The sequence below is a fragment of the Klenkia terrae genome, assembly GCF_900491935.1.
Classification (GTDB): domain Bacteria; phylum Actinomycetota; class Actinomycetes; order Mycobacteriales; family Geodermatophilaceae; genus Klenkia; species Klenkia terrae.
This window is the reverse complement of the sequence record NZ_UEXK01000004.1, coordinates 4,583,185-4,609,249: the sequence shown is the minus strand read 5'-3', so window position 1 is coordinate 4,609,249 and position 26,065 is coordinate 4,583,185. Positions and strand designations below refer to the sequence as shown.

28 protein-coding genes are annotated in these 26,065 nt (G+C 74.7%); 15 read left to right on the top strand and 13 right to left on the bottom strand.

Annotated features, from left to right (window positions below; genetic code table 11):
• Positions 1-8: 8 nt before the first annotated feature.
• Entirely contained in the window at positions 9-1,049 is a 1,041-nt protein-coding gene (locus tag LFA75_RS22870) for a GGDEF domain-containing protein (protein ID WP_225235876.1), read from the bottom strand.
• 398 nt (positions 1,050-1,447) lie between these two features.
• Here LFA75_RS22870 and LFA75_RS23955 point away from each other — a divergent pair, with 398 nt between their 5' ends.
• The 3 genes from LFA75_RS23955 (at position 1,448) to LFA75_RS22860 (ending at position 3,534) form a co-directional block, all read left to right on the top strand.
• On the top strand, positions 1,448-1,582 hold the full coding sequence (locus LFA75_RS23955) for a hypothetical protein (RefSeq protein ID WP_263639411.1): 135 nt from the start codon (positions 1,448-1,450) through the stop codon (positions 1,580-1,582).
• Positions 1,583-1,658: 76 nt separating this feature from the next.
• Entirely contained in the window at positions 1,659-2,231 is a 573-nt protein-coding gene (locus LFA75_RS22865) for an RNA polymerase sigma factor (protein WP_225235875.1), read from the top strand.
• Positions 2,221-3,534 carry a hypothetical protein gene (locus LFA75_RS22860; RefSeq protein WP_225235874.1) on the top strand — a complete coding sequence of 438 codons (1,314 nt, stop codon included), beginning with the start codon at positions 2,221-2,223 and terminating at the stop codon, positions 3,532-3,534. The genes LFA75_RS22865 and LFA75_RS22860 overlap by 11 nt, the downstream gene beginning before the upstream one ends.
• 118 nt (positions 3,535-3,652) lie before the next feature.
• On the opposite strand, the gene LFA75_RS22855 is transcribed toward LFA75_RS22860, so the two are convergent.
• The 3 genes from LFA75_RS22855 to arsM are packed head-to-tail and all read right to left on the bottom strand — an operon-like array spanning position 3,653 to position 5,992.
• A complete protein-coding gene (locus tag LFA75_RS22855; protein WP_225235873.1) occupies positions 3,653-4,069 on the bottom strand; it encodes an arsenate-mycothiol transferase ArsC in 417 nt (138 codons plus the stop codon).
• Positions 4,066-5,205, bottom strand: a complete 1,140-nt coding sequence (gene arsB, locus LFA75_RS22850; protein WP_318250059.1) for an ACR3 family arsenite efflux transporter — start codon at positions 5,203-5,205, stop codon at positions 4,066-4,068. The genes LFA75_RS22855 and arsB overlap by 4 nt, the downstream gene beginning before the upstream one ends.
• Before the next feature lie 31 nt (positions 5,206-5,236).
• Positions 5,237-5,992: an arsenite methyltransferase gene (arsM, locus tag LFA75_RS22845; protein WP_225235872.1), complete on the bottom strand. Its 756-nt coding sequence runs from the start codon at positions 5,990-5,992 to the stop codon at positions 5,237-5,239.
• A 103-nt stretch (positions 5,993-6,095) separates the two neighbouring features.
• On the opposite strand from arsM, the gene LFA75_RS22840 reads away from it, so the two are divergent.
• Both LFA75_RS22840 and LFA75_RS22835 read left to right on the top strand, forming a co-directional pair.
• Entirely contained in the window at positions 6,096-6,482 is a 387-nt protein-coding gene (locus LFA75_RS22840; protein WP_225235871.1) for an ArsR/SmtB family transcription factor, read from the top strand.
• Positions 6,483-6,596: 114 nt separating this feature from the next.
• On the top strand, positions 6,597-7,733 hold the full coding sequence (locus LFA75_RS22835) for an aminotransferase class V-fold PLP-dependent enzyme (protein ID WP_225235870.1): 1,137 nt from the start codon (positions 6,597-6,599) through the stop codon (positions 7,731-7,733).
• Here LFA75_RS22835 and LFA75_RS22830 read toward each other — a convergent pair.
• The 5 genes from LFA75_RS22830 to LFA75_RS22810 form a co-directional block, all read right to left on the bottom strand.
• Positions 7,727-8,902: an FAD-dependent monooxygenase gene (locus tag LFA75_RS22830; RefSeq protein ID WP_225235869.1), complete on the bottom strand. Its 1,176-nt coding sequence runs from the start codon at positions 8,900-8,902 to the stop codon at positions 7,727-7,729. The genes LFA75_RS22835 and LFA75_RS22830 overlap by 7 nt on opposite strands.
• A 217-nt stretch (positions 8,903-9,119) precedes the next feature.
• Positions 9,120-10,019, bottom strand: a complete 900-nt coding sequence (locus LFA75_RS22825) for a TetR/AcrR family transcriptional regulator (protein ID WP_225235868.1) — start codon at positions 10,017-10,019, stop codon at positions 9,120-9,122.
• Between the two features lie 85 nt (positions 10,020-10,104).
• Complete coding sequence (locus tag LFA75_RS22820) at positions 10,105-10,548, bottom strand: YsnF/AvaK domain-containing protein (RefSeq protein ID WP_225235867.1); 444 nt, start codon at positions 10,546-10,548, stop codon at positions 10,105-10,107.
• A 78-nt stretch (positions 10,549-10,626) separates the two neighbouring features.
• The gene (locus tag LFA75_RS22815) at positions 10,627-11,361 is read right to left on the bottom strand and encodes a mechanosensitive ion channel family protein (protein WP_225235866.1); all 735 of its coding nucleotides are present in this window, start codon (positions 11,359-11,361) and stop codon (positions 10,627-10,629) included.
• Positions 11,362-11,532: 171 nt separating this feature from the next.
• Positions 11,533-12,381: a DUF2382 domain-containing protein gene (locus LFA75_RS22810; RefSeq protein ID WP_225235865.1), complete on the bottom strand. Its 849-nt coding sequence runs from the start codon at positions 12,379-12,381 to the stop codon at positions 11,533-11,535.
• Positions 12,382-12,613: 232 nt separating this feature from the next.
• On the opposite strand from LFA75_RS22810, the gene LFA75_RS22805 reads away from it, so the two are divergent.
• The 4 genes from LFA75_RS22805 to LFA75_RS22790 all read left to right on the top strand — a co-directional run bounded on the left by LFA75_RS22805 (position 12,614) and on the right by LFA75_RS22790 (position 14,959).
• Positions 12,614-12,919: a putative quinol monooxygenase gene (locus LFA75_RS22805; protein WP_225235864.1), complete on the top strand. Its 306-nt coding sequence runs from the start codon at positions 12,614-12,616 to the stop codon at positions 12,917-12,919.
• A gap of 13 nt (positions 12,920-12,932) precedes the next feature.
• Complete coding sequence (locus LFA75_RS22800; protein ID WP_225235863.1) at positions 12,933-13,541, top strand: hypothetical protein; 609 nt, start codon at positions 12,933-12,935, stop codon at positions 13,539-13,541.
• A gap of 75 nt (positions 13,542-13,616) precedes the next feature.
• Complete coding sequence (locus LFA75_RS22795; RefSeq protein ID WP_225235862.1) at positions 13,617-14,246, top strand: MBL fold metallo-hydrolase; 630 nt, start codon at positions 13,617-13,619, stop codon at positions 14,244-14,246.
• Between the two features lie 74 nt (positions 14,247-14,320).
• Positions 14,321-14,959, top strand: coding sequence for a TetR/AcrR family transcriptional regulator (locus LFA75_RS22790; protein WP_225235861.1), 639 nt, complete (start codon positions 14,321-14,323; stop codon positions 14,957-14,959).
• Between the two features lie 11 nt (positions 14,960-14,970).
• Here the strand turns inward: LFA75_RS22790 and LFA75_RS22785 are convergent, their stop codons facing one another.
• The gene (locus tag LFA75_RS22785; protein ID WP_225235860.1) at positions 14,971-15,384 is read right to left on the bottom strand and encodes an ATP-binding protein; all 414 of its coding nucleotides are present in this window, start codon (positions 15,382-15,384) and stop codon (positions 14,971-14,973) included.
• 175 nt (positions 15,385-15,559) lie between these two features.
• On the bottom strand, positions 15,560-17,278 hold the full coding sequence (locus tag LFA75_RS22780) for a SpoIIE family protein phosphatase (protein ID WP_225235859.1): 1,719 nt from the start codon (positions 17,276-17,278) through the stop codon (positions 15,560-15,562).
• Positions 17,279-17,473: 195 nt separating this feature from the next.
• On the opposite strand from LFA75_RS22780, the gene LFA75_RS22775 reads away from it, so the two are divergent.
• Positions 17,474-18,190: a B3/B4 domain-containing protein gene (locus LFA75_RS22775; protein WP_225235858.1), complete on the top strand. Its 717-nt coding sequence runs from the start codon at positions 17,474-17,476 to the stop codon at positions 18,188-18,190.
• A 22-nt stretch (positions 18,191-18,212) separates the two neighbouring features.
• Here LFA75_RS22775 and LFA75_RS22770 read toward each other — a convergent pair whose 3' ends face one another.
• Positions 18,213-18,563, bottom strand: a complete 351-nt coding sequence (locus LFA75_RS22770; protein WP_225235857.1) for a hypothetical protein — start codon at positions 18,561-18,563, stop codon at positions 18,213-18,215.
• Positions 18,564-18,697: 134 nt separating this feature from the next.
• Here LFA75_RS22770 and LFA75_RS22765 point away from each other — a divergent pair, with 134 nt between their 5' ends.
• The 4 genes from LFA75_RS22765 to LFA75_RS22750 all read left to right on the top strand — a co-directional run bounded on the left by LFA75_RS22765 (position 18,698) and on the right by LFA75_RS22750 (position 22,222).
• Positions 18,698-19,960: an inorganic phosphate transporter gene (locus LFA75_RS22765; protein ID WP_225235856.1), complete on the top strand. Its 1,263-nt coding sequence runs from the start codon at positions 18,698-18,700 to the stop codon at positions 19,958-19,960.
• A gap of 100 nt (positions 19,961-20,060) precedes the next feature.
• Positions 20,061-20,579 carry an EXLDI protein gene (locus LFA75_RS22760; RefSeq protein ID WP_225235855.1) on the top strand — a complete coding sequence of 173 codons (519 nt, stop codon included), beginning with the start codon at positions 20,061-20,063 and terminating at the stop codon, positions 20,577-20,579.
• Between the two features lie 51 nt (positions 20,580-20,630).
• Positions 20,631-21,392 (top strand): ABC transporter ATP-binding protein, encoded by a 762-nt coding sequence (locus tag LFA75_RS22755; RefSeq protein ID WP_225235854.1) that lies wholly within the window; start codon positions 20,631-20,633, stop codon positions 21,390-21,392.
• Positions 21,392-22,222 carry an ABC transporter permease gene (locus LFA75_RS22750; protein ID WP_225235853.1) on the top strand — a complete coding sequence of 277 codons (831 nt, stop codon included), beginning with the start codon at positions 21,392-21,394 and terminating at the stop codon, positions 22,220-22,222. Before LFA75_RS22755 ends, LFA75_RS22750 begins: the two co-directional genes overlap by 1 nt.
• Here LFA75_RS22750 and LFA75_RS22745 read toward each other — a convergent pair.
• Positions 22,201-24,828, bottom strand: coding sequence for a sensor histidine kinase (locus LFA75_RS22745; protein WP_225235852.1), 2,628 nt, complete (start codon positions 24,826-24,828; stop codon positions 22,201-22,203). The two genes, LFA75_RS22750 and LFA75_RS22745, sit on opposite strands and share 22 nt — an antisense overlap.
• Before the next feature lie 245 nt (positions 24,829-25,073).
• Between LFA75_RS22745 and LFA75_RS22740 the strand changes: the two genes are divergently transcribed.
• Positions 25,074-26,065, top strand: a 992-nt coding sequence (locus tag LFA75_RS22740; protein WP_225235851.1) for an ice-binding family protein, incomplete at its 3' end; no start/stop codon positions are given.

Sequence of the window (26,065 nt, the reverse complement as noted above, 5' to 3'; positions counted from 1 at the left end):
CACGTCGACTAGGCGGCCGCGGTGGCCCAGCGGTCCCGTCCGGCGCGCTTGGCGGTGTAGAGGGCGGCGTCGGCGGCGGCGTACAGCTCGCGCAGGCCCACCGCGTGGCGCGGCACCTGGGCGACGCCGACGCTGATGGTGATCGGCAGGACGGTGCCGTCGGCCAGCGGCAGCGGGGCTGCCCGTACGGCGTTCACCAGGTCGTCGGCCCGGGTGGCGGCGACGTCGGCGGAGCAGCCGGGGAGCAGGACGGCGAGCTCGTCGCCGCCCATCCGGCTCACCACGGCGTCGTCCTCGCGGACGGACCGGGCCAGCACCGCGGCCAGGTGCCGCAGGGCGTCGTCGCCGACGGGGTGGCCGTGGCCGTCGTTGATCGCCTTGAACTCGTCGACGTCGACCAGGATCAGCGCGGTGCCCTGGGCGGAGGCGGCAGAGCTCAACGCGGTGGCGAGGGCGTCGTCCAGCACCCGGCGGGTGACCAGGCCGGTGAGGGTGTCGACCGCGGCGAGCCGGGCGAGCTCGGCCTTGTCGGCGGCCTGGGCGTCCTCCAGCCGGACGAGGACGGCGGCCACAACGGCCAGGGTCGTGCCGACGAAGACCACGTCGGTCAGCGCGGCGCCGGTGGGCATCAGGTGCAGCGTCAGCACGAGGTCCCCGACGACGGCGGTGGCGACGGCGACGCCGGCGCCGCCGGCGCGCAGCTGGGTGGCCGCTGCGACCACGGGGAGGGCCAGGAAGACCTGGACCGAGGCGGACACGTCGCCGGTGTGCCAGGCCTGGACGCACACGAGCACCGCGCCCAGTGCGGGGGCCGCGGTCAGCAGCCCCAGCCGGTCGCTGCGGTGGGGATCGATGCGCAGGCAGCACGCCGCCAGCGCTGCGGCCAGCAGGGCGACCGCCCAGCTCGCCCACCGCTGGTCCACGGTGGGGGTGGCGGGGTCGAACCAGGCGAACCCGGCCAGGACGGAGGCGCCGACGCCGAGGACGCCGGCGGCGGTGCGGGCTGCGCGACGGGGATGGCGGGCGCGCAGGCTGGGGTGGACGAGCACCCCCACGGTGTCGGCAGGCAGGGCACCGCACTGACGCCCAGGCAGCCCGGCTCACCCCGTGGGGTGTGTCCGGTCGGACGTCGGGTCGTGGCGTCCTCCGCCGTCCGCAGTCTCGGGCGCCGGGGGTCGGCGGCCACCTCACCCGGTGTCGGCCGGACGACCGCACGGGGAACCCGACTTCTCGGAAGGCAGATGCGGTCGGGGCGTCCAGGGTGGTGGCGCGCCGTCCGTGCACATCGGTGAGGTGAGAGCGACGTGCTCGACGTGTTCGGTGCTGCGATGGCGGCGTCCGCAGAGGGGTCGCCGGCTACGGAGCTCGTGCCGCAGCGGTTGGCTGCGGCCTGCGCCGAGGCGGCCGGTCGGGCGGAGCGGCTGCAGTACACCGCGGGGGAGGGACCGTGCCCGACGGCGTACGCCGAGCAGCGACCCGTCCTCGCGGACGAGGCGGACCTCGCCGCCTGCTGGCCGCCGGCGTCGTCGCCACCTACGGCGCCCTCACCCTCACCGACTCCCGCGCCACCGACGACCACTGACCCCACCCGGGGCGGTCCCTGGTCGCACCGGCTGTAACGCTGGGGGCCCTGCCGGCCATGTAGATGTGTGACCGCCATGAGGGAGCCCGTGCCGCGGCCGTCGAGTGACCGACCCGACCGGGCTGCCTTCGAGGCGCTGTACCGGTCGACGGGCTCGGCGGTGCTGGGCTATGCCCTGCGCCGGGCCGCGTCGCCCGACGACGCGCACGACGCGGTCGCCGAGACCTACACGGTGGCCTGGCGGCGCCGGGCCGACACCCCGGTGGACCCCGACGAGGTGCGGCCCTGGTTGTTCGGCATCGCCCGACGCTGCCTGGCCGACATCGACCGCAGCGCCGCCCGGGCCACCCGGCTGGGGGCCAAGCTCGCCGACGCGTTCGTCGTCGGGACCATCCCCGACCCGGCCGTCGGGGAGGACTACGCGCCGGTGCGGGCGGCGATGGCCGGTCTGCCGGACGCCGACCGGGAACTGGTGTCGCTCGTCGCCTGGGAAGGACTCACCCCCTCCCAGGCAGCGGTCGCGCTGGGCCTGAGCCCGGCGGCCACCCGCGTCCGGCTGCACCGGGCCCGCGCCCGCCTCAAGCAGGCGCTGTCCATCACCGTCGTCCACCCCGCAACCGACCTCGAGGAGGCCGACCATGACCGGTGACAGCGACCGCGAGCTCGACGCCCGCCTGGCGGCTGCGGCCGGCTTCCGCGACGAGGACCTGCCCGCCCTCCCGGACGTCCTGCTGCGCGAGATCCAGGCGGGGACGACCACCGGGGACGACGCCGGGCGGACGGCGTCCGAACCCGCGTCGGTGCTGGCAGCGAGGCAACTGGTCGCCGACGCGCACGAGGCCCGGCTCCACCCGGTGCGGCGGTCGGGCGCCCGGCGGCTGCTCCGTCGCGGTGTCCCGTTGCTGGCCACCGCGGCCGTCGGCGTCGTCGCGCTGGTCGTCGCCACCAGTGGGCGGGGTCCGACCGGGCCCGGCGGCACGGCGGCCCCCACCCCGACCGACCCCGCCGTCACCACACCGGCAGCTCCGACGGGGCCCCCGGCCGACCTCGGTCCGCTGGAGGCCCCGCCCGGGGGGTTGGCGTTGGCCACGACCGGTGAGGTGTCCTTCCCGTACTCGCTCGACCCGGAGCCGGCCGGTCTCACCCGGGTTCTGAGCATGTCCGGGGGACTGACCCTGTTCGGCTACCCAGAGCCCGTCGTGTGGGTCGCCACCTACCAGGCAGCCGACGACCCGGGGTTCATCTACCGGGTCAGCCCCGGCGACCCGCGGATCCTGCCGCCCGGGGCGCAGGAGGGCACCGGTGCGCAGACCACCGAGTCGCAGGTGGCGGTCGGCGGGGTGCAGGGCGATCTGCTCTCCGGTGACTACGACAGCCCGCTGTGCGGCTACGCACCGTCCACGCCCGGGCAGTCCCGGACCCCCGACGAACTCTGCGCGGAGTCCTTCGCCCAGCTCACCTGGCAGCGACCCGACGGCATGTGGGTCCAGGTCTACGGGGAGGACGACTGGGCGACCGCCGAGGCGGTGGTGTCGGTGGGGGAGTCCATCGTGGACCGACCCCAGCCGGTGCCGCTGCAGGTGCGTCTGGCGCCGGCGGGGTGGTCGGTGTCCAGCTACGAGGACAACACGTCCCTGACGCTCATCAGCGACACCGCACCCTCGTTCGAGAACCGCATCGGCGCCAGCATCCTGGAGCGGTGGCGCGGCAGCACGGAGCCCGACCTCCGCGGCTACAGCGAGGGGGAGCCGATCGAGCAGGTCGTCGTCGACGGGCGGCCGGGCGAGCTCGTCTCCGTGCCGGACGGGTCGTCGGCCGACCCCGACGGACCACGGATGTGGATCCTCGAGGCCGAGTTGCCCGGTGGGCTCGTCCTGTTCTTCCAGGCCCCGGGCGTCCTCACCCATGACCAGGTCCTCCAGATCGCCGCGCAGGTGACCTACACCCCGTGACCACTCGGCGGGGCCGGCCAGGGCTGGATCTTCGGCCGCCCCGCACCGCCGGCCGACCTGGGTGCAGCCGACACCGGGGCGCGCCCGCTGGCTGCGGCGACCTGACCCCGCCGAGGCGCTAGCGCTGCCGGAGTCGCCGGTGCAGGTCGGCCACCCGCGCGGAGATGTCGTCGCGCACCAGCCGCATGCGGTCCAGGCCCTCGATGCCGCGGGCGGACGGCTCGTCGGTCACCCAGGTCTCGAACGCGGTGCCGGGTGCGCCGGCGACCAGGTCGGCCGGGATGCGGGCCTCGGTGCCCAGCGTGACCACGACGTCGGCGGCGGCCAGCAACTGCGCCGTGACCGGCTGGGGCCGACCGCCGCTGATGTCGACGCCGACCTCGGCGAGGGACGCCACGGATTCCGCGTTGAGCCTGCTCCCGGGATCGGTGCCGGCGGACTCCACCGCCCAGTCCGGGGCGGTGGCATGCAGCAGGCCCGCGGCCATCTGCGACTTCCCGCCGTTGCGTGCGCAGACGAAGAGGACGGCGGTCATCGGGTCGACGCCGTGGTCGCGGTCCGTGCGGCGGGCGCGGTCGGGTCACCCGGGAAGAACCGCCGTGCCGCCCACAGCGACACGTGGACCAGCGCGACGAGCACCGGGACCTCGATCAGCGGGCCGACGACCCCGGCCAGGGCCTGCCCGGAGGTGACGCCGAAGGTGCCGATCGCCACGGCGATGGCCAGCTCGAAGTTGTTGCCCGCGGCCGTGAACGCTAGCGTGGCGGTCTTCGCGTAGCCCATCCGCAGGCGCATGCCGAGCAGGAACGACCCGCCGAACATCAGCGCGAAGTAGGCCAGCAGCGGCAGGGCGATCCGGGCGACGTCCCAGGGGTTGCTCGTGATCGCGTCGCCCTGCAGGGCGAAGAGCACGACGATCGTGAACAGCAGCCCGTACAGGGCGACCGGGCCGATCCTGGGCAGGAAGCGGGCCTCGTACCAGTCGCGGCCCTTCGCCCGCTCGCCGACGGTGCGGGTGAGGTAGCCGGCGACGAGCGGGATGCCGAGGAACACCAGAACGGAGACGACGATGGTCCAGACGCTGACGTCCGCCGAGGTGGTCGGCAGACCCAGCCACCCGGGGAGCACCTGCAGGTAGAACCACCCCAGGGCGGCGAACGCGACGACCTGGAAGACCGAGTTGATCGCCACCAGGACGGCGGCGGCCTCGCGGTCCCCGCAGGACAGGTCGTTCCAGATGAGCACCATGGCGATGCAGCGGGCCAGCCCGACGATGACCAGGCCGGTGCGGTACTCGGGCTGGTCGGGCAGCAGCGCCCACGCCAGGGCGAACATCAGCGCCGGGCCCACCAGCCAGTTCAGGGCCAGCGACGCGAGCAGGAGCCTGCGGTCGCCGGTGACCCGGTCGAGCTCGGTGTACCGGACCTTCGCCAGCACCGGGTACATCATGAGCAGCAGCCCCACGGCGATGGGCAGGCTGACGTCCCCGACGCGGACGGCGTCCAGGGCGTCGTCCACCCCTGGGACCGCGCGGCCGAGCAGCAGCCCGGCGGCCATCGCGGCGATGATCCACACCGGCAGGAACCGGTCCAGCCGGGACAGCTGCGCCAGGACAGGTCCGTCGGTGGTGGTCCCGGTCGGGGGTGCGGCCTCGTGCAGGGGGGCGCTCATCGGGGGTGCGGGTGCCTCTCGGGTGTCGGGGTCAGGGCTTGGCGGCGCGCACGACGGCGCCGTGCAGGCCGGGGGCGATTTCGTGGGTGAAGTCCACGGATGCGTCGACGAAGCCGGCCGCGGCCAGGCCGTCCAGGTACTCGGTGCGGGACAGAGCGCCGGCGACGCACCCGATGTAGGAGCCGCGCTCGGCACGCTGGGCGGGGGACACGTCGTCCTCGGCGACGACGTCGGAGATCCCGACCCGACCGCCGGGCGCCAGGACCCGGAAGGCCTCGGCGAGGACGGCGGGCTTGTCGGTGGACAGGTTGACCACGCAGTTGGAGATGACCACGTCGACCGAGGCGTCGGGCAGCGGTAGGTTCTCGATGGTGCCCTGGCGGAACTCCACGTTGGTGGCTCCGGCACGGTCGGCGTTGGTGCGGGCCAGTTCCAGCATCTCGGTGGTCATGTCCACGCCGTAGGCGAAGCCGGTGGGGCCGACGCGCTGCGCGGACAGCAGCACGTCGATGCCGCCGCCGGAGCCCAGGTCCAGGACCCGCTCACCGGGGCGGAGGTCGGCCACGGCCAGCGGGTTGCCGCAGCCCAGGGAGGCGAGCACCGCCTCGGTCGGCAGGCCCTCGGTGGTCGCGGTGTCGTAGAGCGCGGCGCCGAACCGGTCGTCGACCTCGACGGCCTCGGTCGCCGGGGCGCAGCAGCCGGCGTCGCCGCCCCCGCTGACCGACCTGGCCGCGGCCGCGTACCGGGACCGGACCTCGTCCCGCAGGGCGTCGTTCGTCGTGTGCACAGCGCGCTCCAGGCATTGACGGATGTCGATGTCGGGAGACTGGCACCCTCGGGAGGGCTCGTCAACATCGACACCCGTCGATGGCTGCGGCATGCTGTCCCGCATGGCCACGACCGTCCTGCAGTCGGCCGATGCCCCGGCCGATGCCCCGGTCGGGGCGACGGGCGCGGCGTGCTGCGCCCCTCCCGTCACCGCACCGCTCGGCGTCGAGGACGCCACCGCGCTGGCCCGGTCGATGAAGGCCCTGGCGGACCCCACGCGGCTGCGACTGCTGTCCCTGGTCGCCGCGCACGAGGGCGGGGAGGCGTGCGTCTGCGACCTCACCGACCCGGTCGGGCTGTCCCAGCCGACCGTGTCCCACCACCTCAAGGTGCTCGTCGACGCCGGGCTGCTGACCCGCGACAAGCGGGGTGTCTGGGCCTACTACGCCCTGGTCCCCGGCGCCCTCGACGCGCTCGCGGGTCGGCTCGCCACCCGGCTGGGCGGCTGAGGCCGGGTCGACGCGCACTCCGGCGTGCCGCCCGGCCGCTCCTGCGCGGCGCCCGCGCTGGTGTCACCCGAGGACGACCTTCCCTGTCCGGGAGACGCACGAGATGCTGGGTCGATGCGACCCGAGGTCCTCGACTCCGTCCGCAGGCTGTACCCGGGCGCATGCTCGACGGCCTACCTGGACTCGGCTGCCGTCGGCCTGGTCTCGACCCGGGTCCGGGCGGCCGTGGTCGACCTCCTCACCGGCCACCAGGACGGCGGCATCGCTGCGGCGCCCGCGTGGCGCGACCACCAGGAGGTCGTCCGGGCGGCGGTGGCCGACCTCGTCGGTGGCCGTCCCGACGGCATCTCCTTCACCCAGAACACGACGACCGGGTTGGCCCTGGTCGCCAACGGTCTGCCGTGGGGGCCGGGGGACAACGTCGTGCTGCCGGCCCAGGAGTTCCCCAGCAACTCCTACCTCTGGCGTGGGCTGCGGGCTCTCGGGGTCGAGGTGCGGGAGGCCCCGGTGCGCGGGGGCGCGGCCGACCTGGACGCCCTGGCCGGACTCGTCGACGACCGCACGCGGGTGGTGACGATCAGCGCGGTGCAGTACTCCTCCGGGCACCGGCACGACCTGGCGAGGCTCAGCCAGATCGCCCGCGGCCGGGACGCGTTGCTCGTGGTGGACGGCACCCAGGCGGTCGGGGCCCTGGCCGTCGACGTCGAGGGGATCGACGTGCTCGCGGTCAGCGCCCACAAGTGGCTGCTGGGGCCCTTCGGGATCGGCTTCGTCCACCTGTCGGAGCGGGCCCGCGACCGGCTGCGGCCCACCACCGTCGGCTGGTTGGCGGTGGCCGACCCCTTCGCCTTCACGGTGGAACCCGAGCTGGCCACCGACGGCCGGCGCTTCGAGTCGGGCACCGAGAACGCCGCCGGGATCGCCGGCCTGGGCGCCACAGTGGGGCTGCTGCACGAGCTCGGCCGCGACGTCGTCCAGGAGACCGTGCTGGCCAACGCCGCCCGGCTCGTGGCGCTGCTGGCGACGGCCGGCCTGGAGGTGCACCGGGCCGCCGACCCCGCCACCCACTCCGGGATCGTGGTCGCCGGCCGCCCCGGCACCGACCCGGCGGTACTGCACCGGGCGCTGCTGGACGGCGGGGTCCGCTGCTCGCTGCGCGGGGCGGGCATCCGCTTCGCCCCCCACTACTTCACCAGCGACGCCGACCTCGAGCTCGCCGCCGACGTCGCCGGACGGGCGCCGGCTCAGTAGCTCTGGGCCGCCAGCCTCGCCTGGGCGCCGGGGATGCCCATCTGCAGCAGCTCGAGGTCCGCGGGCGTCAGCTCGCTCCCGGTCTCCTGCCTGAGCAGGGCCAGCGACATGTCGGCCACGAACGCGGCGCGGTCGCGGCGGCGCAGGTACCAGGCGTCCAGGGCGTCGGGCAGCGAGGTGTGCTCATCCAGCGAGGCGGCGAGGACCACCGCGTCCTCCACGGCCATCGCCGCCCCCTGGGCCAGGTGCGGAGGGCTGGTGTGCGCGGCGTCGCCGGCGATCGCGACGCGGCCGCGGAACCACGGCTCGCGGACCATCAGCGACTCCAGCGGCGCGTAGCTGACGTACTGCTCGTCGGTGATGCCGTCGCGGAGCTGCCCGATCAGCCCGGAGAACGACGTCATCCGCTCCCGGACCAGCCGCGCGAAGTCCGCGCGCTCGTACCGCGGGTTGCCCGGCTCCGGGCTGACCAGCGCGATGTACATCTCGGTCCGGCTGGTCGGGGTCAGCACGGCCTTCACGTCGCCGCTCAACGCCATGACGATGTGCGTGACGTCGGCCGGGCGCGGCATGACGACCCGCCACACCGCGAACCCGGTCGGCACCGGGACGTACCGGTCGCCGAAGAGGTGCTCGCGGATCCTCGACCGGACCCCGTCGAAGCCGACCACCAGGTCGTACCGACGGCGGTCGGCACCGCCGTCCCGCCGGGGCGCCGTCCGCTTCCCGGTCCAGGTGGCCAGCTCCACCTCCACGCCGGCGTCGTCCTCGGTCAGCTCCCAGACCGTGGCGCCGGTGCGGATCCGGGCGCCGGCCCGCTCCGCGGCCTCGCGCAGGATGCCGTTGTAGAGCGGACGGCTGATCGCGTTGTTGGACGGCGTGCCGTACAGCCCTGCGGGCGGCGGGATAGCGGCCACCTGTTCGCTGGCCGGGCTCCAGAGCAGCAGCTCCTCGAAGGGGAAGCCGGCGTCGATGCAGGCCTGGCGCACACCGATCTCGTCCAGGGCGGCCAGCACGTTGCTCGGTTGGTTCAGACCCACGCCGAGGACGGCGTCGGACCCGACCGCCTCCACGACGTCGACCTGGACGCCGCGCTGGGCCAGCGCTGCGGCCAGGGTCAGCCCCCCGACCCCGCCGCCCTGGATCAGCACCGAGTCGACCGCGGGCATCAGCGGGTCCCGTCGGGGACTGCGGTGCCGTGCTCGGGACCGACCACGAGGCCTCCTCGGGGAACCGGACCGGCCGTGGCGCCGGCCGGTGCTGTGGCCGCCAGGCTAGGGAGTCGCGATGTGGTCCGGAACACACGATCGGCCATGACCGGTATCCGTGCCGTCGATGGGCGTCGTCGTCGGGCAGCACCGCCCGCCCCGGGGGACCGCAGAGCGGCTAGAGGTGACCAGCGTGGGTGGTGAGCATCGTGCCGAGGCGGGCGATGAGGCTCTCGAGGGACTCCTCGAACTCGGTCACCGTCTCGTCCAGGGACAGCAGGTCCTGCAGGTCCACGAGCACCGGGAACTCGGTGCCCACGTCGGCCTGGTCGCCGTCGGGTGCGCCGTCGGGGTCGTCGACGGCGTTGATGGCCACTCCGCGCTGGGCGACCTCCAGCAGCAGGTGGCCGAGCAGGAAGCTGGTGTAGGCCCGGTAGGCGACGACCGCCTGCTCCCGCGTGAACCCGTGGGTCAGCAACGCCTCCAGGAAGGAGGCCACCCATTTCAGGCTGCGCAGCGGCGGGCGGACCCAGGGCGCGTCCGGCGGCCGGGTGACCACCAGTGGGAAGAGCGCGGGATGGGCCAGGGCGATCCGCCGCACCCCGTGCGCCAACCGGTTGAGGTAGTCCTGCCACCCGTGCCGCGGCTCGAGGTAGACGTCCTCGTCGGCGTAGAGCTCGTCGACGACGTGCTCGACGACGGCGTCCAGGAGGTCCTCGCGGCTGGGGATGTGCCGGTAGAAGGCCATCGCCTCCACGCCCAGCCGCTGCCCCAGGCGGCGCATGGTCAGCGCGGGGAGGCCGTGGGTGTCGATGAAGTCGATCGCGGCGGTGACGATCCGCTCCCGGGTCAGCGGCTCCCGCGCGTCCAGCGACTGCACGCCCGGTGACCGCTCGGCGGGCCGTCGTCCGCGGTTCTCCGGTAGGTCGGGGTCGTCGGGGTGGTCGGGGGGCGTGATGCCCCCGCTGACCGTGGCCCCCACGTCGCGGGCCCCCACGGCGGCGTCCACGACCGGCACGTCGGTGGCCGGTTCGGCCCCGGCGCCCTCGGTCGTGCCGTCCTCGTGCCCTGCGCCCATGCCCTGGTGCTCCCTGACCTCGTCTGCTGGTCCGGGCACCACTCTCCCAGCAGCGGCTGTGCCGACCGGCCGAGACCGTGCCGGGTCACCCCGTCGAGGTACCGGTGGTCTGCGGGGGGAGGTCGGTGGTGTCGACGGAGACGTCCTCGTGGGCCAGCTCGACCTGGATCTGCTGCTCGGCGCTCACCCAGGAGGTGACCAGGCGGACGCGCTCGGTCGGGACCGGCCGGGTGCCGACCACGGGTTCGTCGGCGGTGAGGACCAGCCAGTCGCCGACGGCGCCGTCGAGCAGCTGCTCGGTCGGCACGGGGACGGCATCGATCGGGTCGACGTCGACGTACTCGAGACGGACGTGCTGCCGGGTGAGGGTGACGGGGACCATCACCTCCTCGGTGGTGGTCTCCACGCGCAGCACCGCCCGGCGCACCGGCACCGCCTCGGTGGTGACGACCAGCCGTTCCTCGGAGCGGGTCAGCTCGACGGGGTCGGCAGGGTCCAGGCGGTGCGGGTCCGGGGATGCGCTGGTCATGTCTGCTCCGGTCCGGGAGTGGGGGGAGGTGCCGGTGGGGTGCGCCGCGGTCGTCGCCGGCGCACCCCACCGGGTGGATCAGTTGGTGTAGCGCTGGGCCTCGTCGCGGACGGCGTCCACGGGCGACCCGGTGTTCTGGGCCTCGCGCTTCGCGGCCGGGGCCTCGGCCTCGACCTTGGCCAGCGCGGTCTCCCAGCGCTGGCGCATCGGGGCGATGCCGCCACCACCGATGGCGACCACGGCGATGCCGACGACTGCGGCCAGGGACGCGTACAGGACGGCGTTGACGACGTTCTGGGCGATCTGCAGCTGGTCCAGCGCGGCGATGACGCCCAGGGCCAGGATGACCGTGGAGGCGACGTTGGCGAGCACCTTGCCGTAGGACAGGCCACCCAGGGCGGACTGCACGAGCAGCTTGACGCCGGCGGCGACCGCGGAGGCGATCACCAGGATCAGGATGGCGACGAAGACCTTGGGCAGGTAGCCGATGATCGCCGACAGGTAGTCGCTGATCGGGTTCTGGCCGAAGACGCCGAAGGCCGTGGAGAGCACGAAGAGCATGACGGCGTAGAACACGATCTTGGCGAGGATGTCGGAGGCGTCGTACTGGGACCTCGCCAGGGCCTTCTTGATGCCGCCGCGCTCGACGGCGTTGTCGAAGCCGACCTTCTCGAGCACCTTGCCGATGACCTTCTGCAGGGCCTTGGCGATGAAGTAGCCGATCACGAGGATCAGCAGGAAGCCGACGAGCTTGGGGACGAACTGGATGACGGTGTCCAGGAGATCCCTGAACGACTGACCGATGGAAGACATGGCTCTCCTGAGCGTGGGGTGGGGTGTGCGGGCCGGTAGCTCGACCGCGCGCTCGGGAGCACGGGGTGATCATCTGTCCGGGGTGGTGCGACCTGGGGCCGGCCGGGAGGCCGGCCCCAGGTGGTCATGCGGGTGCCGCGGCTGCGCGGCGGCACCCGTGGCGCCGGGAGGTCAGCGAGCGTCGCGGCCGGTCTGGCGGACGTCGCCCTCGACCTGCTCGATCTCCTCGTGCGCGACCTGCTCGTTCACCGTCTGCTGGTCGGTCACGGTCTCGGTGCTCAGGCGCACCCGCTCGACCGGCACGGTCTCCTTCTCCACCACCGGGCGCTCGGCGTGCAGCGTCACCTCGTGCTCCTCCTCCGACAGCGCCGGGCCGTCGAGGGCGTCGCCGCGGTTGGCGTCGGTGATCGGCTCGCGCTCGACCCGGACCTCCTCGTGGGAGACCGGCACGGTGCGGGTCACGTTCTCGGTCACCACGTGCTTGCGCAGCCGCGCCCGGCCGGTCTCCACGGCCTCGGTGCCCACGGTCAGGCGCTCCTCCGACCGGGTCATGGCGTCGTCGGTGGTGGGGCCGGAGGTGTCGTGGCCGACGGTGCCGACGGCGTCGCGACGGTCCTCGCGCTGGTCCTCGCGCTGGTCGGTGCGGGGGGCGGTGATGCCGGCGGTGCCGGTCGTGGTGGTCTCGGTGCCGCGGTCGACCGCGGTGCCCTCGCCGATGCCGTAGTAGCGGTAGAGCTCGGTCTCCTCGGCGGGGGACAGGTGGCCCTCGGCCTCGATGGTGGGGGCGTCCTTGACCTTGGCCTTGTCGTAGGGGAAGCGCAGGGACTCCCCGTCCAGCTGGGCGTCGGCCAGCGGGATGAAGGTCTCCTTGGTGCCGAACATGCCGGTCTTCACGGTGGCCCACTCCGGGCGCCCGGACTGGTCGTCCAGGTAGACCTCGGAGACGGAGCCGATCTTGTCGCCGTCGTTGTCGATCGCGGTGCTGCCGATGACGGTGTTGATGTCCTGCTCGGTGATCACGTGTGCTCCTGAACATGGGTACGCCACAGGCACCGGTCACGAGGCCGGTGTGCGCGAGCGGGTGGGGGGTTTCCGCAACCACCGGATGACGGTGGCGGGCTGGTGACTGAACCCGGGGCGGACAAGTGGACGGTGCCCGACGCTTTAGGTCGTAAACAGTTCTCACCAAGATTGTTTACGGTGTATCCGCCGCACCGGGCACGGTGACGACGTGGTGGGGGATGCTGGGCGGGTGACCGTCACCTCGCTGCTGGAGCTGTCGCTGTCCGCCGCCGCCGTGGCCGACGCCGACGGGACCCACCGTCTGATCTCCTCGACGCTGGAGGCCACCCGCGCCTTCCCCGGCTGCCTCGGCGTCGAGGTGCTGGTCGACGTCGACGAGCCGGCGCACGTGGTGGTGGTCGAGCGCTGGGAGTCCCTCGAGCACGACGACGCCTACCGGGCCTGGCGCCGGACGCCCGAGGGCGCCTCGCAGCTCGGGCAGCTGCTGGACGGACCCCCGCGGCTCACCCGGTCCACCCCGGTGGAGGGCGTCTGAGCCCGCTGGGCCGATGACCTCGTTGCTCGGCGGTCCGGCGTACCCGGCCGGCTGCACGGTCCAGTTCGTCGCCGCGCCCCGGGACGTCGTCCTCGAGGACCTGCTGCGGTGGCGGAGCGGCCTCGGGCAGCGGACCCGGGTCGTCGACGGGCCCGAGGGCGAGCTCGACGAGGTGCTGCCGGGCCGGTCGCCGTGGCGTCGGGAGCTGCTGGTGGCCGGTGGTCGGTGGACCGCCTACCTGAACGACGGACTGCGGGGCGGTGATCCGACCGCGTCGGCGGTGGTGGTCGCCCGGCGCCTGGGCGTGCCGCACGTCGTGGCCCAGCACCTGCCGTCCTACGGGCCCGGCCACGCCGCGACCCAGCTGTGGGTGTCCGGCCCGGACGGCGCCCCACCGCTGATGCTGCAGCGCACCCTCTCGGCGACGGCCACGGACGGCCGCTGGGCCTGGCACGCCTCCGGTGCACCGCTGCCGTTCGAGGACCTGGACCGGTACCGGGCCAGACGCATCCAGGACCGGTTCGACCGACCGCTCCTGCTGCGCTACCTCGCCGACCTGGGCATCACCCCGCCGGCCGGGGTGAGCCCGGCCGACGCGGTGCTGGTGGAGCAGATCAGCTGAGCGGCGCGGCGGACCTCGACGGCGTGGTCGCCCCCCGGGGCGATGAGTTCGGGGCGGCGGTCCGGTCTGCGCTGCATGACCGTGACCGTCGAACCCGTGCTGGTGGCCGAGCTCCTCGTCGAGGGGGAGCGGATGCCGGTGTACGTCCACGTCGTGCACCACCCCGTGGGCCGCGTGCTCGTCGACACCGGCATGACCGAGCTGCACCCGGCGGTTGCCGACATGGATCCCCGGGTGTTCCCGCTGTCCGGCCGGGCCGGGTTCGACCTCGCCGGCATCGACCTCGTCGTGAACACGCACCTGCACTTCGACCACTGCGGCGGCAACCGGCTGTTCCGGGGCAGGCCGATCCACGTCCAGCGCCGGGAGCTCGACGACGCCCGGAACCAGGAGGACTACACGATCCGGGAGTGGGTCGACGCCCCCGGCGTGCAGTACCGACCGGTCGACGGTGAGCTCGAGCTGCTGCCGGGGATCCGGCTGGTGCCGGCGCCGGGGCACACCGCCGGGTCCCAGGTGGTCGTGGTCGAGACCGGCGGGCGGCCGAGCGTCATCGCCGGGGACACCGCGGTGTTCGCCGGGGAGCTCGACGAACCGCGCACCGAGGGGCAGCGGCTCATCCGGTCGCTGGACCCCGGGGAGGTCTGGCTGGCGCACGAGGAGGACCCGTGGCGCCCCCGCGCGGACCCGCGCCGCACGCCGTAGGCGTGGGCCCCGGCCACGGGGTGGTGGCAGGCGACGACTTGGCGACGGCGGGGGGCTCGGGTCAGCATCTGCCTGTGCACAGGCCCGGCGACCGACGTTCCGACGTGCAGCTGCGCAACCGCGCTCGGATCGTCGACGCCGCCCAGCGCCTGTTCGCCCAGCGCGGTTTCGCCCGGACCCCGGTGCTGGTCATCGCCCGGGAGGCCGGCGTCGCATCGACGACGGTGTTCAACCACTTCCCGCACAAGGAGGAGCTCTTCTTCCACGGGCGCTGCCCCTGGGCCGAGATCTCGCAGCACCTGGCCGACCACCCGGAGGCGCACACGACCGCGCCCGAGCTGATCGCGGCGGTCAGCGACGTCGTCGCCGGCCACCTGGCCGGTCTGGGGGACGCCTGCCGGCGCCGGTCGCTGGAGGACCTGGTGGGCGAGCCCGGGTTGCTGCTCTGGGAGAGCGGTCTGCAGCGCGAGGCCGAACGGGCCATCAGCGCCCACATCGCCCGGCACGGTTCCCCGGCGGTGGTCCCCGCGGCCGACCGGTGCGCCGCACTGACCATCGCCGAGGCGAGCACGATCGTCGCGGAGCACCGGCGGGCGGTCCTCGCCTCGGGGTCAGCCGCCGCGCCGGTCGCCGCCGCCGACGTCTCGGCACTCCTGCAGGCGAGGCTGACCGACCTGCGCCGGATGGTGCTGGTGCAGGTCGCCGACCGCTGACCCGTGCCCGGTCAGGCGGCCGAGGCCGACACGGTCGCCCAGACCGTCTTGCGGCCGCGGTCGGGGAACCACCCGCCGTCCTCGCCCATCGCGGCGACCATGTGCAGACCCAGGCCGCCCAGCGCGGGGTCCCGGCCCACGGCCTCGGCCGGTGCGCGGGTGCCGGCCCCGTCGGTGACCATCACCAGCCAGCCCGTCGCCGTGGTGGACACGGTCATCTGGACCGGCGGGCTGCCGTGCCGGAGCCCGTTGGAGGCCAGCTCGTCGGCGAGCATCACGAGCTCGCCGGCGGCATCGGGGTCCGCGGTGCCGGCCGCCAGCTGCCGGCGGAGCTCGGCGCGCACCTGCGGCAGCTCGGCGACCGTCGCCAGGGTCCAGACGCCGAGGAGTCCGGTGGTGGACACCGAGGGCTGAGCGCTCTTCATGCCGCCGCGCCGTCGGACGCCGGGACCGGCCGCGGGGGTGCCGAGGACCCGGTCGTTCTCCTGGTCAGCACCCTCGTCCTCCCTCTGGGCCCACCGCGGTGCGGGGCCCGGTGATCACGGTCTCGTGGTCGGTCGCCGACCGACGCATCCGGAGCAGGATGCCAGCCGCCGCGGCTCACGTCCCGGCGACGTCGGGCGGCACGCCCTCGGGGACGTCGTTGGGCCCGGCCTCCGGCGGCCTGGGCTGGTCCTGGCGGAACAGGCGGACGGCGACCAGGGCGACGTCGTCGTCGGGGTACCCGTCGACCAGCCGGTCGACGAGCCCGTCGCACAGCTCGTCCAGGGTCACGTCGCCGAGCTCGGCGACGGCGCGCTGCAGGCGCTCCAGGCCGCCGTCCAGGGTGGAGTCCCGGCGCTCGACCAGCCCGTCGCTGTAGAGGAGCACCGTGCTGTCCCGGTCGAGGGTGATGGTCTGCTCGGTGCGCCGGGTGTGCTCGTCCACGCCCAGCAGCAGCTCCCCGCGCCAGCCGGCGAGCACGGCCTGGGTGCCGTCGGGGTGGATGACCAGGGGCGGCGGGTGGCCGGCGTTGGACCACACCAGGCGGGTCACCCCGCGGTCGTGCTCCTCGGCGGTCTGCTCGAGCCGGGCGACGACGGCGGTGGCCAGCGTGCTGAGCTGCAGCAACCGCATGGAGGTGTCCAGGCCGCGGAGGACCTCCGCCGGCCCGGCGTCGGAGTAGGTGGCGATCCCGCGCAGCAGACCGCGCAGCTGGCCCATCGCGGCCGCGGCGGCGACGTCGTGCCCCACCACGTCGCCGATCACCAGCATCGTCGCCCCGCGGGACTGCAGGAACGCGTCGTACCAGTCCCCGCCCACCCGGGCGGACTCCGCCGCCGGCACGTAGCGCACCACGATGTGGGCGTGGTCGGGCTCCGGGGGATCGGTGAGCAGGCTGCGCTGGAGGCTCTCGGCGATCTGGTTCTGCGCGGCCGCCAGGCGAGCGTTGTCCAGGGCCAGGCCCATCCGGCCGGCCAGGTCCCGGGCGGTCTCCTCGGCCTCGGCGTCGAGGGGGTGGCCTGCGCCGGAGAACAGCGAGAGTGCACCGAGCACCCGGTCGTGCCCGCGGATCGGCAGGACGACGGCGTGGCTGGCTTCGATGACCTGGAGCAGGTCGCGCGCCGCGCCGTCGGGCAGCAGGCCGGAGACCTCGTCGGCCGTGCTGCGCACCGCGGTGCCGGTGGTCAGCACCCGGGCCAGCGGGGAGGTCAGCGGCATCGACTCGACCCGGGTGCGGGTGTAGGCGGCCAGCGCCGAGCGCTGGCCGGGGTCGACGTGCCAGCTGCTCACGTCCCGCGGTCGGCCATCCGGGGCCAGCAGCGTGACGATGGCGCCCTCGGCCAGGGTGGGCACCAGCAGGTGCGCGAGGTCCGCGACCGCGCCGGCGGTGTCGGTGGTGGCCGACAACCGGTCGGTGACCTGCGCGGTCAGGGCCGCCCGGGCGGCCGCCCGCTGGGTGGCGGCCAGGGCCCGCCGCCGGTCGGTGATGTCGGAGAAGTAGACCGCCAGGCCCTCGGGGGTCGGCCAGGCCAGCACGTCGTACCAGGCGTCCAGCGGAGCTGGGTAGTACGCCTCGAAGGTCTGCGGTTCCCCGGTGGCCACCGTCGAGCGGTAGACCTCCTCGAACGGTGAGCCGACCGCGTCCGGGAACGACGCCCAGATGGAGCGGCCGATCAACGCCGTCCGCGGCTGGCCGAGCAGGCGCTCGGCGGCGCTGTTGAGGAAGGTGAACCGCCACCGGTCGTCGAGGGAGAAGAACCCCGACGGCATCGCCTCGAGCACGCCCTCGGTGCGGGCCTGGGCCTCGTGCCCGTCGCCGGTGTCGTCGCGGTCCATGGCTCCCGTCGCCCCTCAGCCCGGTCGCCCGGATCCCGCGCGGCCGAGGCGATGATCGCAGAGCGCGCGCCGTCGTCCCTGCGTGCGGGGGGTCACGAGCCCGCCTGCGTGGTGGGCACCGGGTCGGCGTCGGCCAGGCCCGACCTCGTCCCTCTCCGCGTCGTCGACGCGTCGCGGTGCACTAGCGTGCTCCGGGTGGGGCAGAGCGCAGCTGACTGGCTGGCCGCGGCGTCGGTCGACCCCGCGGTGCACGCTCTGCGCCCGGACTACCGGGCCCTGCTGCTCACCGCGGAGGGCCTGCGAGGCGGCCCGCCCGACGACGGCAGCGACCGGTTGCTGACCGCTGCCGAGGAGCGCGCCCGGCAGGTCGTGGGGGAGGGGACGCCCGAGGCGCTGCCGCACCCGGCCGCCTGGCGGGAGGCCTACCGCGCCTTCGGTGCCAAGCCGCAGCGCACGCGACCCAGCGTCGAGGCCCTGCTGCGCCGGCTGGACGGCGGGCTGCCCCGGGTCGACCGGGTCACCGACGTCTACAACGCCATCTCGATCGGCCACCTGCTGCCGATCGGCGGGGAGGACCTGGACCGCTACGCGGGCCCCGCCGCCCTGGTCCGCGCCGACGGCAGCGAGGAGTTCGACACCACCGCCGGCGGGGAGAGCGTGGTCGAGCACCCGGAGGTCGGCGAGGTGGTCTGGCGGGACGACACCGGGGTCACCTGCCGGCGGTGGAACTGGCGCCAGGGCGTCCGCACCCGAATCACCCCCGCCACGACCCGCGCAGTGTTCGTCCTCGACGGTCTCGACCCGCTGGGCGCCGACGGACTGACCGCCGCGGCCGAAGCGCTGGAGGCCGACCTGCACGCCCTGCACCCCGGAGTAGTGACCGCCCGCCGACTCATCGGGCCGACGGGCTGACAGCTCCGGCCAGCCGGACCCGTCAGCGGGACTCCTGGCCGGCCGGGGCCGTGGCGCCGCCGCTGCCCGCGACCGGGTGGGCGAGGACCCCGCCGGCCAGGACGGCGGTCGCGGCCAGCACGGCGACCACCCGTCCCCGCGCCGGCCGTCGTCCTGCCGTGCCCGCGCGGACCAGGCCCACCAGCCCGGCGGCCACCGCGACCGCCGTCCAGACGACGAGCACCCAGCCCAGCACCCACACCAAGACGGCGAGGTCCTCGGGCGCCGTCGGGGACGCGGTGAGCGCGGTACCGGCCGCGAGCACGGCCACCGCGGCGCAGGCCGCCACGAGCGTCGCGACCGCACCGACGGGGAGGCGGCGGGTGGTGGGCACGGCGCCAGCCTGGGCGTCGCGCAGCGGTGTGGTCAACAGCCATCCCAGGTGGTCACCTGGTCCGGCGCCGTTTCTTCACCGCGGGTTCACCCGGCGCACGCCCTCGAGGTGGTTGCGCGGCGCACCCTTCGCTCGTGGACCTCGCGCTCTGGACGGTGGTCGGGCTGATCGCCCTGGCCCTGCTGTTCGACTACACCAACGGCTTCCACGACGCGGCGAACTCCATCGCCACCGTCGTGGCCACCCGGGTGCTCGCCCCCCGCTGGGCGGTGCTGTGGGCGGCGGGCTGGAACCTGGTCGCGTTCTTCTTCGTGGGGACGGCGGTCGCCAACACCGTGGGGCAGACCGTCGACAGCAGCTACTTCGGCCCGGCCGTGGTGTTCTCCGCGCTGCTGGGGGCGATCGTCTGGAACTTCACCTCCTGGCACCTGGGCCTGCCGACGTCCAGCTCGCACGCCTTGGTGGGCGGTCTGGTCGGCGCCGGGTTGGCCGCCGGCGGGCTGGCCGCCATCAAGGGCGGGTCGGTGGAGAAGACCGCCCTGTTCATCGTCATCAGCCCGGTCGCCGGGCTGCTGCTGGGCGGGCTGGCGATGACGCTGCTGCGGCTGGCGCTGCGCCGGGCCGACGTGCCGGCGACCGAGAAGCGGTTCCGGGTGCTGCAGCTGGCGTCCTCGGCGGCGGTGTCGCTGGCGCACGGCGGCAACGACGCGCAGAAGACGATGGGCGTGATCGCCGCGCTGCTGGTCAGCGGCGGGTACCTGACCGCGGGCGAGGACGGTACGCTGCCCATCCCGCTGTGGGTGGTCCTGGTGGCCTACGCCGCGATCGCCGCCGGCACCCTGTCGGGCGGCTGGCGGATCGTGCGGACGATGGGCTCGAACATCACCCAGCTGCGGCCGGTCAGCGGGTTCGCCGCGGAGACGGCGGCCGCGATCGCCATCTTCGGCTCGACCGCGCTGGGTGCGCCGGTGTCGACCACGCACACCGTGGCCGGGGCCATCACCGGCGTGGGGGCGACCAACCGCGGCGCGACCGTGCACTGGCGGGTCTTCGGCCGGCTCACCATCGCCTGGGTGGTGACCATGCCGGCGGCCGGCGTCGTCGCGGCCGTGTCCTACTGGGTGACCACGGGGCTGCCGCACCCGGTGTCCGCCGTCGTGGTGACCCTGGTCCTGCTGGTTCTGGTCGCCGGCCTGGTCGTCGCGCTGCGGGCCGCGCCCAAGGCGGCCGACGTCCGACCGGATCCCGAGGAGGAGACCGTGGTGCCGATGCGCACCGGGGCGGGCTCGGTGATCGACAGCCGGGGGGTGCCGGCCAGCGCCGAGGTGCTCGCCCGCGGCGGAGACCTGGACGAGGCGGAGGCGGCCGTGCGCCGGGAGCGCATCCGCCCGCTCTGAACTGGGACCCCGCGTGCCGGGGAGGAGCAACGCGCCGAGCGGTCTCTTCCGGTCTACGTATATGTGTGCGTATGCGCTCGGTCGTGCCTAGGATGGCCCCGTGCCGAACAAGACGATCTACGTCTCCGATGCCGACCTGCCCGTCTACCAGCGCGCGCAGGAGCTCGTGGGCGGCAACCTCTCGGCGGCCATCTCCCGGGCACTGCACCGGCTGGTCGAGGTGGAGGAGGGGCGTCTGGAGGGGTTCGCGGAGGTCACCGTGGGCGTGGGTCCCGGTGCGGCGCGCAAGCAGCGCTTCCAGGGCGTGCTGCTCGCCGACTGGAACCGCACCACCCGCGGGGTGGAGGAGCACTACCGGGTCTACCGGACCCGCACCGGCAAGTTCGCCGTGCACCTGGCCCGCGGTGAGGAGTACGTCCACTCCGCCGGGGCCGACGGCCAGCTGACCGGTTGGCGCAAGCACTTCTCGCCCGAGCAGCAGTGGGGGCAGCTCCCCGCGACCGCGGCCCTGGACGTCTTCGAGACGTTCGCCGCGCTGCAGCAGGCCGTGCCGGCCGATCTGGCCGCACTGGTGGAGGTCCACGCCACCGCACCCGAGGTCGAGGACCTCGACATCTGAGGCTCCCGGCGTCGTCGGGGGTCCCCCCGGCAACGCTCGTGAGGAGCAGTCGTGCCCGTCCCACCCCTCCCGCCGGCCATCGAGGTCGTCGGCCTGCACAAGCGCTTTGGCGACCAGACCGTGCTCGACGGCCTGGACCTGGTGGTCCCCGCGGGCACCGTCACCGCACTGCTCGGCCCCAACGGGGCCGGCAAGACCACGACGGTGTCGATCCTGGCCACCCTGCTGGCCGCCGACGGCGGCACCGCCCGGGTGCTCGGCCACGACGTGGCCACCGACCCGCAGGCCGTCCGCGGGCTGATCGGCGTCACCGGCCAGCTGTCGGCGGTCGACCCGCTGCTCACCGTCACCGAGAACCTCCGCCTGATGGCCGACCTGTTCCACCTGCCCCGCGCCGAGGGCCGCCGCCGGGTGGCCGAGCTCGTCGAGCGGTTCGGCCTGGGCGAGGTCGCCCGACGACGGGGCCAGCTGCTGTCCGGCGGCACCACCCGCAAGCTCGACCTGGCCATGACGCTGGTCGCCGGACCCCGGGTGGTGTTCCTCGACGAGCCGACCACCGGCCTGGACCCACGCGCCCGGCACGACCTGTGGGACCAGGTCCGCGTACTGGTCGCCGACGGGGTGAGCGTGCTGCTCACCACGCAGTACCTCGACGAGGCCGACCGGCTCGCCGACGCCGTCGGCGTGCTGCACGGGGGCCGCCTGGTCGCCCACGACACCCCGGCCGGGCTCAAGGCCGCGCACGCCGCGGGCTCCCTGGACGACGTCTTCCTCGCCCTGACCGCCCCGGTCCCGTCCGCGGACGCCGCGTGATGGCCGCCGCCACCGCCGTCGTGCCGCGGCCGGTCACCCGGAACGCTCCCCGCGACCTCACCACGATGACCCGCCGCAGCCTGCTGCGGATGCTCCGGTACCCCTCGCTGACCGCGATCATCGTGGCCACCCCGGTGGTGCTCCTGCTGCTGTTCGTCTACGTCTTCGGCGGCGCCTTCGGGGCCGGGGTGGCCGCCGGCGTCACCCCGGGCGCGGAGGGGCGCGCGGTCTACCTGGCCTACATCGTCCCGGCCATCCTGGTGATGACCGCGACCAGCGTCGCCCAGTCCACGGCGATCAACGTGGCGATGGACATGACCGGCGGCATCGTCACCCGGCTGCGGACGACGCCGGTCGCCCCGGTCGCGGTGCTCGGCGGTCACGTGGTCGCCGCCGTCGTCCAGACGCTGCTCGCCGCCTCCCTCGTCCTCGGGATCGCCGTGGCGCTGGGCTACCGCCCGGACGTCGACGCGCTCGGCCTCCTCGCCATGACCGGGTTCTTCGTGCTCTTCGGCCTGGCGCTGACCTGGCTGTCGGTCGCGATGGGTGCAGCGGCCAGGTCGGTGGAGTCGGCGTCCAACACCCCGATGCTGCTGGTCCTGCTGCCCTTCTTCGGCAGCGGCTTCGTCCCGGTGGACACCATGCCGACGCCGGTGCGGCTGTTCGCCGAGCACCAGCCCTTCACCCCGGTCATCGAGACCGTGCGGGGGCTGCTGGCCGGCACCCCGGTCGGCGCCGGCACCGCGTGGACGGCGGTCGGCTGGTGCGTGGGCCTGGCGGTCGTGGGCTGGCTCTGGGCCCGGGCCGCCTACCGGAGGCCGCGGACCTGACCGTCCCCGGCACGGTCGGCGAGGAGGTCCGGGACCCCCTCCTCGTCGGCCGGCCGCGGGCCCGGCGTCCGGGCCACCTGCAGCGACAGCACCATGGTCAGCCCGCCGCCGGGGGTGTCCTCGACGTCCAGCGTGCCGCCCATCGCCTCGGTCAGGCCGCGGGCCACGGCCAGCCCGAGGCCGACGCCCTGGCCGGCGGGGGCGTCGCCGAGCCGCTGGAAGGGCGCGAACACCCGCTGGCGGTCCTGCGCGGCCACCCCGGGGCCGCGGTCGACCACCCGCACCTCGACCCGGTCCGCGATGGTCCCGGCCGAGATCACCACCGGGCTGCCGGGGGCGTGCCGGGCGGCGTTGTCGGCCAGGTTGGCCACCACCCGCTCCAGCAGCCCCGGGTCGGCCAGCACCGGGGGCAGGTCGTCGGGGGCGTGCACCGCGATGGCCGACGGGTCGGGCACCCAGGTCAGCGCGCGGTGCACCACGCCGAGCAGGTCCGCGGGGGCGGTGACCGGGGTCAGCGCCCCGGCCTGCAGCCGGCTCATGTCCAGCAGGTTGTCCACCAGGGCGGTCAGCCGGTCGGCGGACTCGTCGACGGTCTCCACCAGCTCGACGCGGTCGGCCTCGGTGAGCCGCAGCTCGGTCGAGCGCAGCGCCGACGACGCGGCCTTGATCCCGGCCAGCGGGGTGCGCAGGTCGTGGCTGACCGCGGCCAGCAGCGCCGTCCGCATGCTGTTGCCGGCGGCCAGCCGGTCGGCCTCGGCCGCCTGCACGGCGAGCCGGCCCTGCTTGAGCGCGACGGCGGCCTGCTCGGCGAACGCGACCAGCACCCGCCGGTCGTTGGGGGCCAGCGGCCGCCCGCACAGCCGCATCCGCAGCGTGTCGGTCACCGGCACGTCCTCGGTGGGGCCCTGCTCCTCCCCGCAGGCGGCGACGACGCCGGCGCCGCCGGACGGGTCGTCGGCCGTGCCCACCTCGACCAGGCTCACCGCCTGCAGGCCGAACGCCTCCCGCACCTGCTCCAGCAGGCTGGGCAGCCCGCGGTTGCCGGCCAGCACCGAGCGGGACAGGGACGCCAGCAGCGCGGTCTCCGCCCGCGAGCGGGCGGCCGCGGTGGCCCGGCGGGCTGACCGGTCCACCACGGTGGCCACGGCCACGGCGACCACCAGGTATCCGCCGAGGGCGATCACGTCGTCCAGCTGGCTGACCGTCAGCCGCCCGGTCGGCTGGGTGAAGAACCAGTTCTCGGCCAGCCCGCCGACGACCGCGGCGACCAGCGCCGGGTACAGCCCGCCGACCAGCGCGACCGCCACGACCAGCAGCAGGAAGACCAGCAGCACGCTGGCCAGCGACAAGGCCGACCCCAGCAGCAGGCAGACCGCGGTCACCGTCGGGACGCCGACCAGCGCGAGCACCAGCCCGGCCCAGCGGCGGCGCGCGGGGAGCGCGCCGGTGAGCGGCGGCAGCTGCAGCCCCCGGGCCCCGGCGGCGCCGGGGGTGACCATGTGCCCGTCGATCTCGCCGCCGGCCGCGATCACCTCGCCGCCGATCCCGCCGCGGACCGCCCGCGCCCAGCGGGACCGCCGGGACGTACCCAGCACGAGCTGGGTGGCGTCGACGCCGCGGGCGAACTCCAGCAGCGCCGCGGGCACGTCGTCCCCGACGACCTGGTGGTAGCTGCCGCCGAGGGACTCGACCAGCGCCCGCTGGGTGCGCAGCGCGGCGGGGGAGGCACCGGTCAGCCCGTCCGAGCGCAGCACGTGCACGGCCAGCAGGACGCCGTCCCCGCCGCGGCGGGCAACCCGGGCGGCCCGGCGGACCAGCGTCTCGCCCTCGGGACCGCCGGTCAGGGCGACGACGACGCGCTCGCGGGTCTCCCACACGTGGTCGATGTCGTGCTCGGCGCGGTAGCGGCGCAGGCCCTCGTCCACCCGGTCGGCCAGCCACAGCAGGGCCAGCTCGCGCAGCGCGGTCAGGTTGCCGACCCGGAACCAGTTGCCCATCGCGGCGTCCACCCGCTCGGCCGGGTACACGTTGCCGTGCGCCAGCCGGCGGCGCAGCGCCTCGGGCGACATGTCGACCAGCTCGACCTGGTCGGCCCGGCGGACCACCTCGTCGGGCACCGTTTCGCCCTGGGTGACCCCGGTGATCTGGGCGACGACGTCGGTGAGGCTGGCCAGGTGCTGCACGTTGATGGTGCTGAGCACGCTGATCCCGGCGGCGACCAGCTCCTCGACGTCCTGCCAGCGGTACCGGTTGCGCGACCCGGGGGCGTTGGTGTGCGCCAGCTCGTCGAGCACCAGCAGCTCGGGGGCGCGCAGCAGCGCGGCGTCGACGTCGAACTCCGACAGCGTGACGCCGCGGTGGGTGACCTCGGCGCGGGGCAGCACCTCCAGGCCCTCGAGCTGGCGGCCCGTGCCGTCCCGGCCGTGCGTCTCCACCAGCCCGACGACGACGTCGGTGCCGCGCGCGGCCCGGCGGTGCGCCTCGCCGAGCGCGGCGAAGGTCTTCCCCACACCCGGCGCAGCGCCCAGGTAGATGCGCAGCGTGCCCCGACCCATGCGCTCCATGATCACCCCGCCGCGGCCCGGTGCGGTGCGGGACGGCGTCAAGGACGCGTCAGGATCGCCCCGGACCACCCGGATGGGTCACTCCGCGTCACCTCGGGACGGCGCCGGGCCCCGGACGGGTGGGAGGTAGCCACCGACGGTGCGACCTGATGGCATCGGGGACCGGTCGGTCCCGCAACGGCGCACTGTCGGGTCACGAAGGTCCCTCGAGCCCCGGCATCCACGTCGGCGTCGTCTTCTGCGAACGACGCACCCGGCCCCTGCGGGCCGGAGACGGGAGTGCCGACGTGACGTCGGTCCTCGACCACCCCACCCCGACCACCCGCGGCCGCTGGGTCACCGGCGCCGGCGGCCTGGCCGCCGCCGTGCTGCTGGTGGCCGTCGGCACCCTGGGCACCGCCACCCCGGCCCGTGCAGCCACGGCGATCGGGCTCGGCACCGCCGACTCCTTCGCCGTGCTGGCCGGGAGCGGCATCACCAACACCGGGGTCACCACCATCACCGGGGACATCGGGACGTTCCCGACCCCGGCGATCGACCAGCAGGGCTCGTTCGTGCTGACCGGCGCCGACCGCACGAACGACACCGCCGCGATGCTGCAGGTCAAGGACGACCTGCGGGTGGCCTACGCGAACGCCCGGGGACAGCAACCGCCCATCGCCGTCACCCAGGACCTGGCCACCTTCCAGGGCGGCACACTGACCGGCGGCGTCTACAACACCAGCTCCTCCATGGCCCTGACCGGTCAGCTCACCCTCACCGGCGACGGCGACGACGTGTTCGTCTTCCAGGCCGGGTCCACGTTGATCACCGGCAGCGACAGCAGCGTGGTGCTCACCGGCGGCGTGCAGGCGTGCAACGTGTTCTGGCAGGTGGAGACCTCGGCGACGATCGGCGTGCGCACGGCGTTCCAGGGCACCATCCTGGCCGCCGCCAGCATCTCGGCGACCACCGGTGCGACCTTCGCGGGTCGGCTGCTGGCCCTGGACGGGGCGGTCACGATGGACACCAACACGATCACCCGGCCCGGCTGCGCGACCACGACGCCCACGACCACCGCCGGGCCGACCTCGACCACCCCGGTGACGAGCACCCCGGTGACGACGACCCCGGTGACCACGCCGCCGGTCACCCCGACCACCGGCGCCGCGCCCACGACCACGGCGCCCGGCGGCAGCACCGGCGGCACGGGTGGCACCGGGGGCACCGGCGGGGGAGGGGTCCCTTTTACAACTTTTACTCCTCCGACAGAAATCCGCAGTTGTGGAATCGCCGGGTG

What these genes read in the sequence shown, in the direction of transcription:
- LFA75_RS22785 (WP_225235860.1), bottom strand. Translation starts at nt 15,384, where the DNA reads ATGAAGAGCGCTCAGCCCTCGGTGTCCACCACCGGACTCCTCGGCGTC.
- LFA75_RS22825 (WP_225235868.1), bottom strand. Translation starts at nt 10,019, where the DNA reads ATGGGCGCAGGGCACGAGGACGGCACGACCGAGGGCGCCGGGGCCGAA.
- LFA75_RS22780 (WP_225235859.1), bottom strand. Translation starts at nt 17,278, where the DNA reads ATGGACCGCGACGACACCGGCGACGGGCACGAGGCCCAGGCCCGCACC.
- LFA75_RS22865 (WP_225235875.1), top strand. Translation starts at nt 1,659, where the DNA reads ATGAGGGAGCCCGTGCCGCGGCCGTCGAGTGACCGACCCGACCGGGCT.
- arsB (WP_318250059.1), bottom strand. Translation starts at nt 5,205, where the DNA reads ATGAGCGCCCCCCTGCACGAGGCCGCACCCCCGACCGGGACCACCACC.
- LFA75_RS22860 (WP_225235874.1), top strand. Translation starts at nt 2,221, where the DNA reads ATGACCGGTGACAGCGACCGCGAGCTCGACGCCCGCCTGGCGGCTGCG.
- LFA75_RS22820 (WP_225235867.1), bottom strand. Translation starts at nt 10,548, where the DNA reads ATGACCAGCGCATCCCCGGACCCGCACCGCCTGGACCCTGCCGACCCC.
- LFA75_RS22815 (WP_225235866.1), bottom strand. Translation starts at nt 11,361, where the DNA reads ATGTCTTCCATCGGTCAGTCGTTCAGGGATCTCCTGGACACCGTCATC.
- LFA75_RS22800 (WP_225235863.1), top strand. Translation starts at nt 12,933, where the DNA reads ATGACCTCGTTGCTCGGCGGTCCGGCGTACCCGGCCGGCTGCACGGTC.
- LFA75_RS22750 (WP_225235853.1), top strand. Translation starts at nt 21,392, where the DNA reads ATGGCCGCCGCCACCGCCGTCGTGCCGCGGCCGGTCACCCGGAACGCT.
- LFA75_RS22830 (WP_225235869.1), bottom strand. Translation starts at nt 8,902, where the DNA reads ATGCCCGCGGTCGACTCGGTGCTGATCCAGGGCGGCGGGGTCGGGGGG.
- LFA75_RS22855 (WP_225235873.1), bottom strand. Translation starts at nt 4,069, where the DNA reads ATGACCGCCGTCCTCTTCGTCTGCGCACGCAACGGCGGGAAGTCGCAG.
- LFA75_RS22795 (WP_225235862.1), top strand. Translation starts at nt 13,617, where the DNA reads ATGACCGTGACCGTCGAACCCGTGCTGGTGGCCGAGCTCCTCGTCGAG.
- LFA75_RS22835 (WP_225235870.1), top strand. Translation starts at nt 6,597, where the DNA reads ATGCGACCCGAGGTCCTCGACTCCGTCCGCAGGCTGTACCCGGGCGCA.
- LFA75_RS22840 (WP_225235871.1), top strand. Translation starts at nt 6,096, where the DNA reads ATGGCCACGACCGTCCTGCAGTCGGCCGATGCCCCGGCCGATGCCCCG.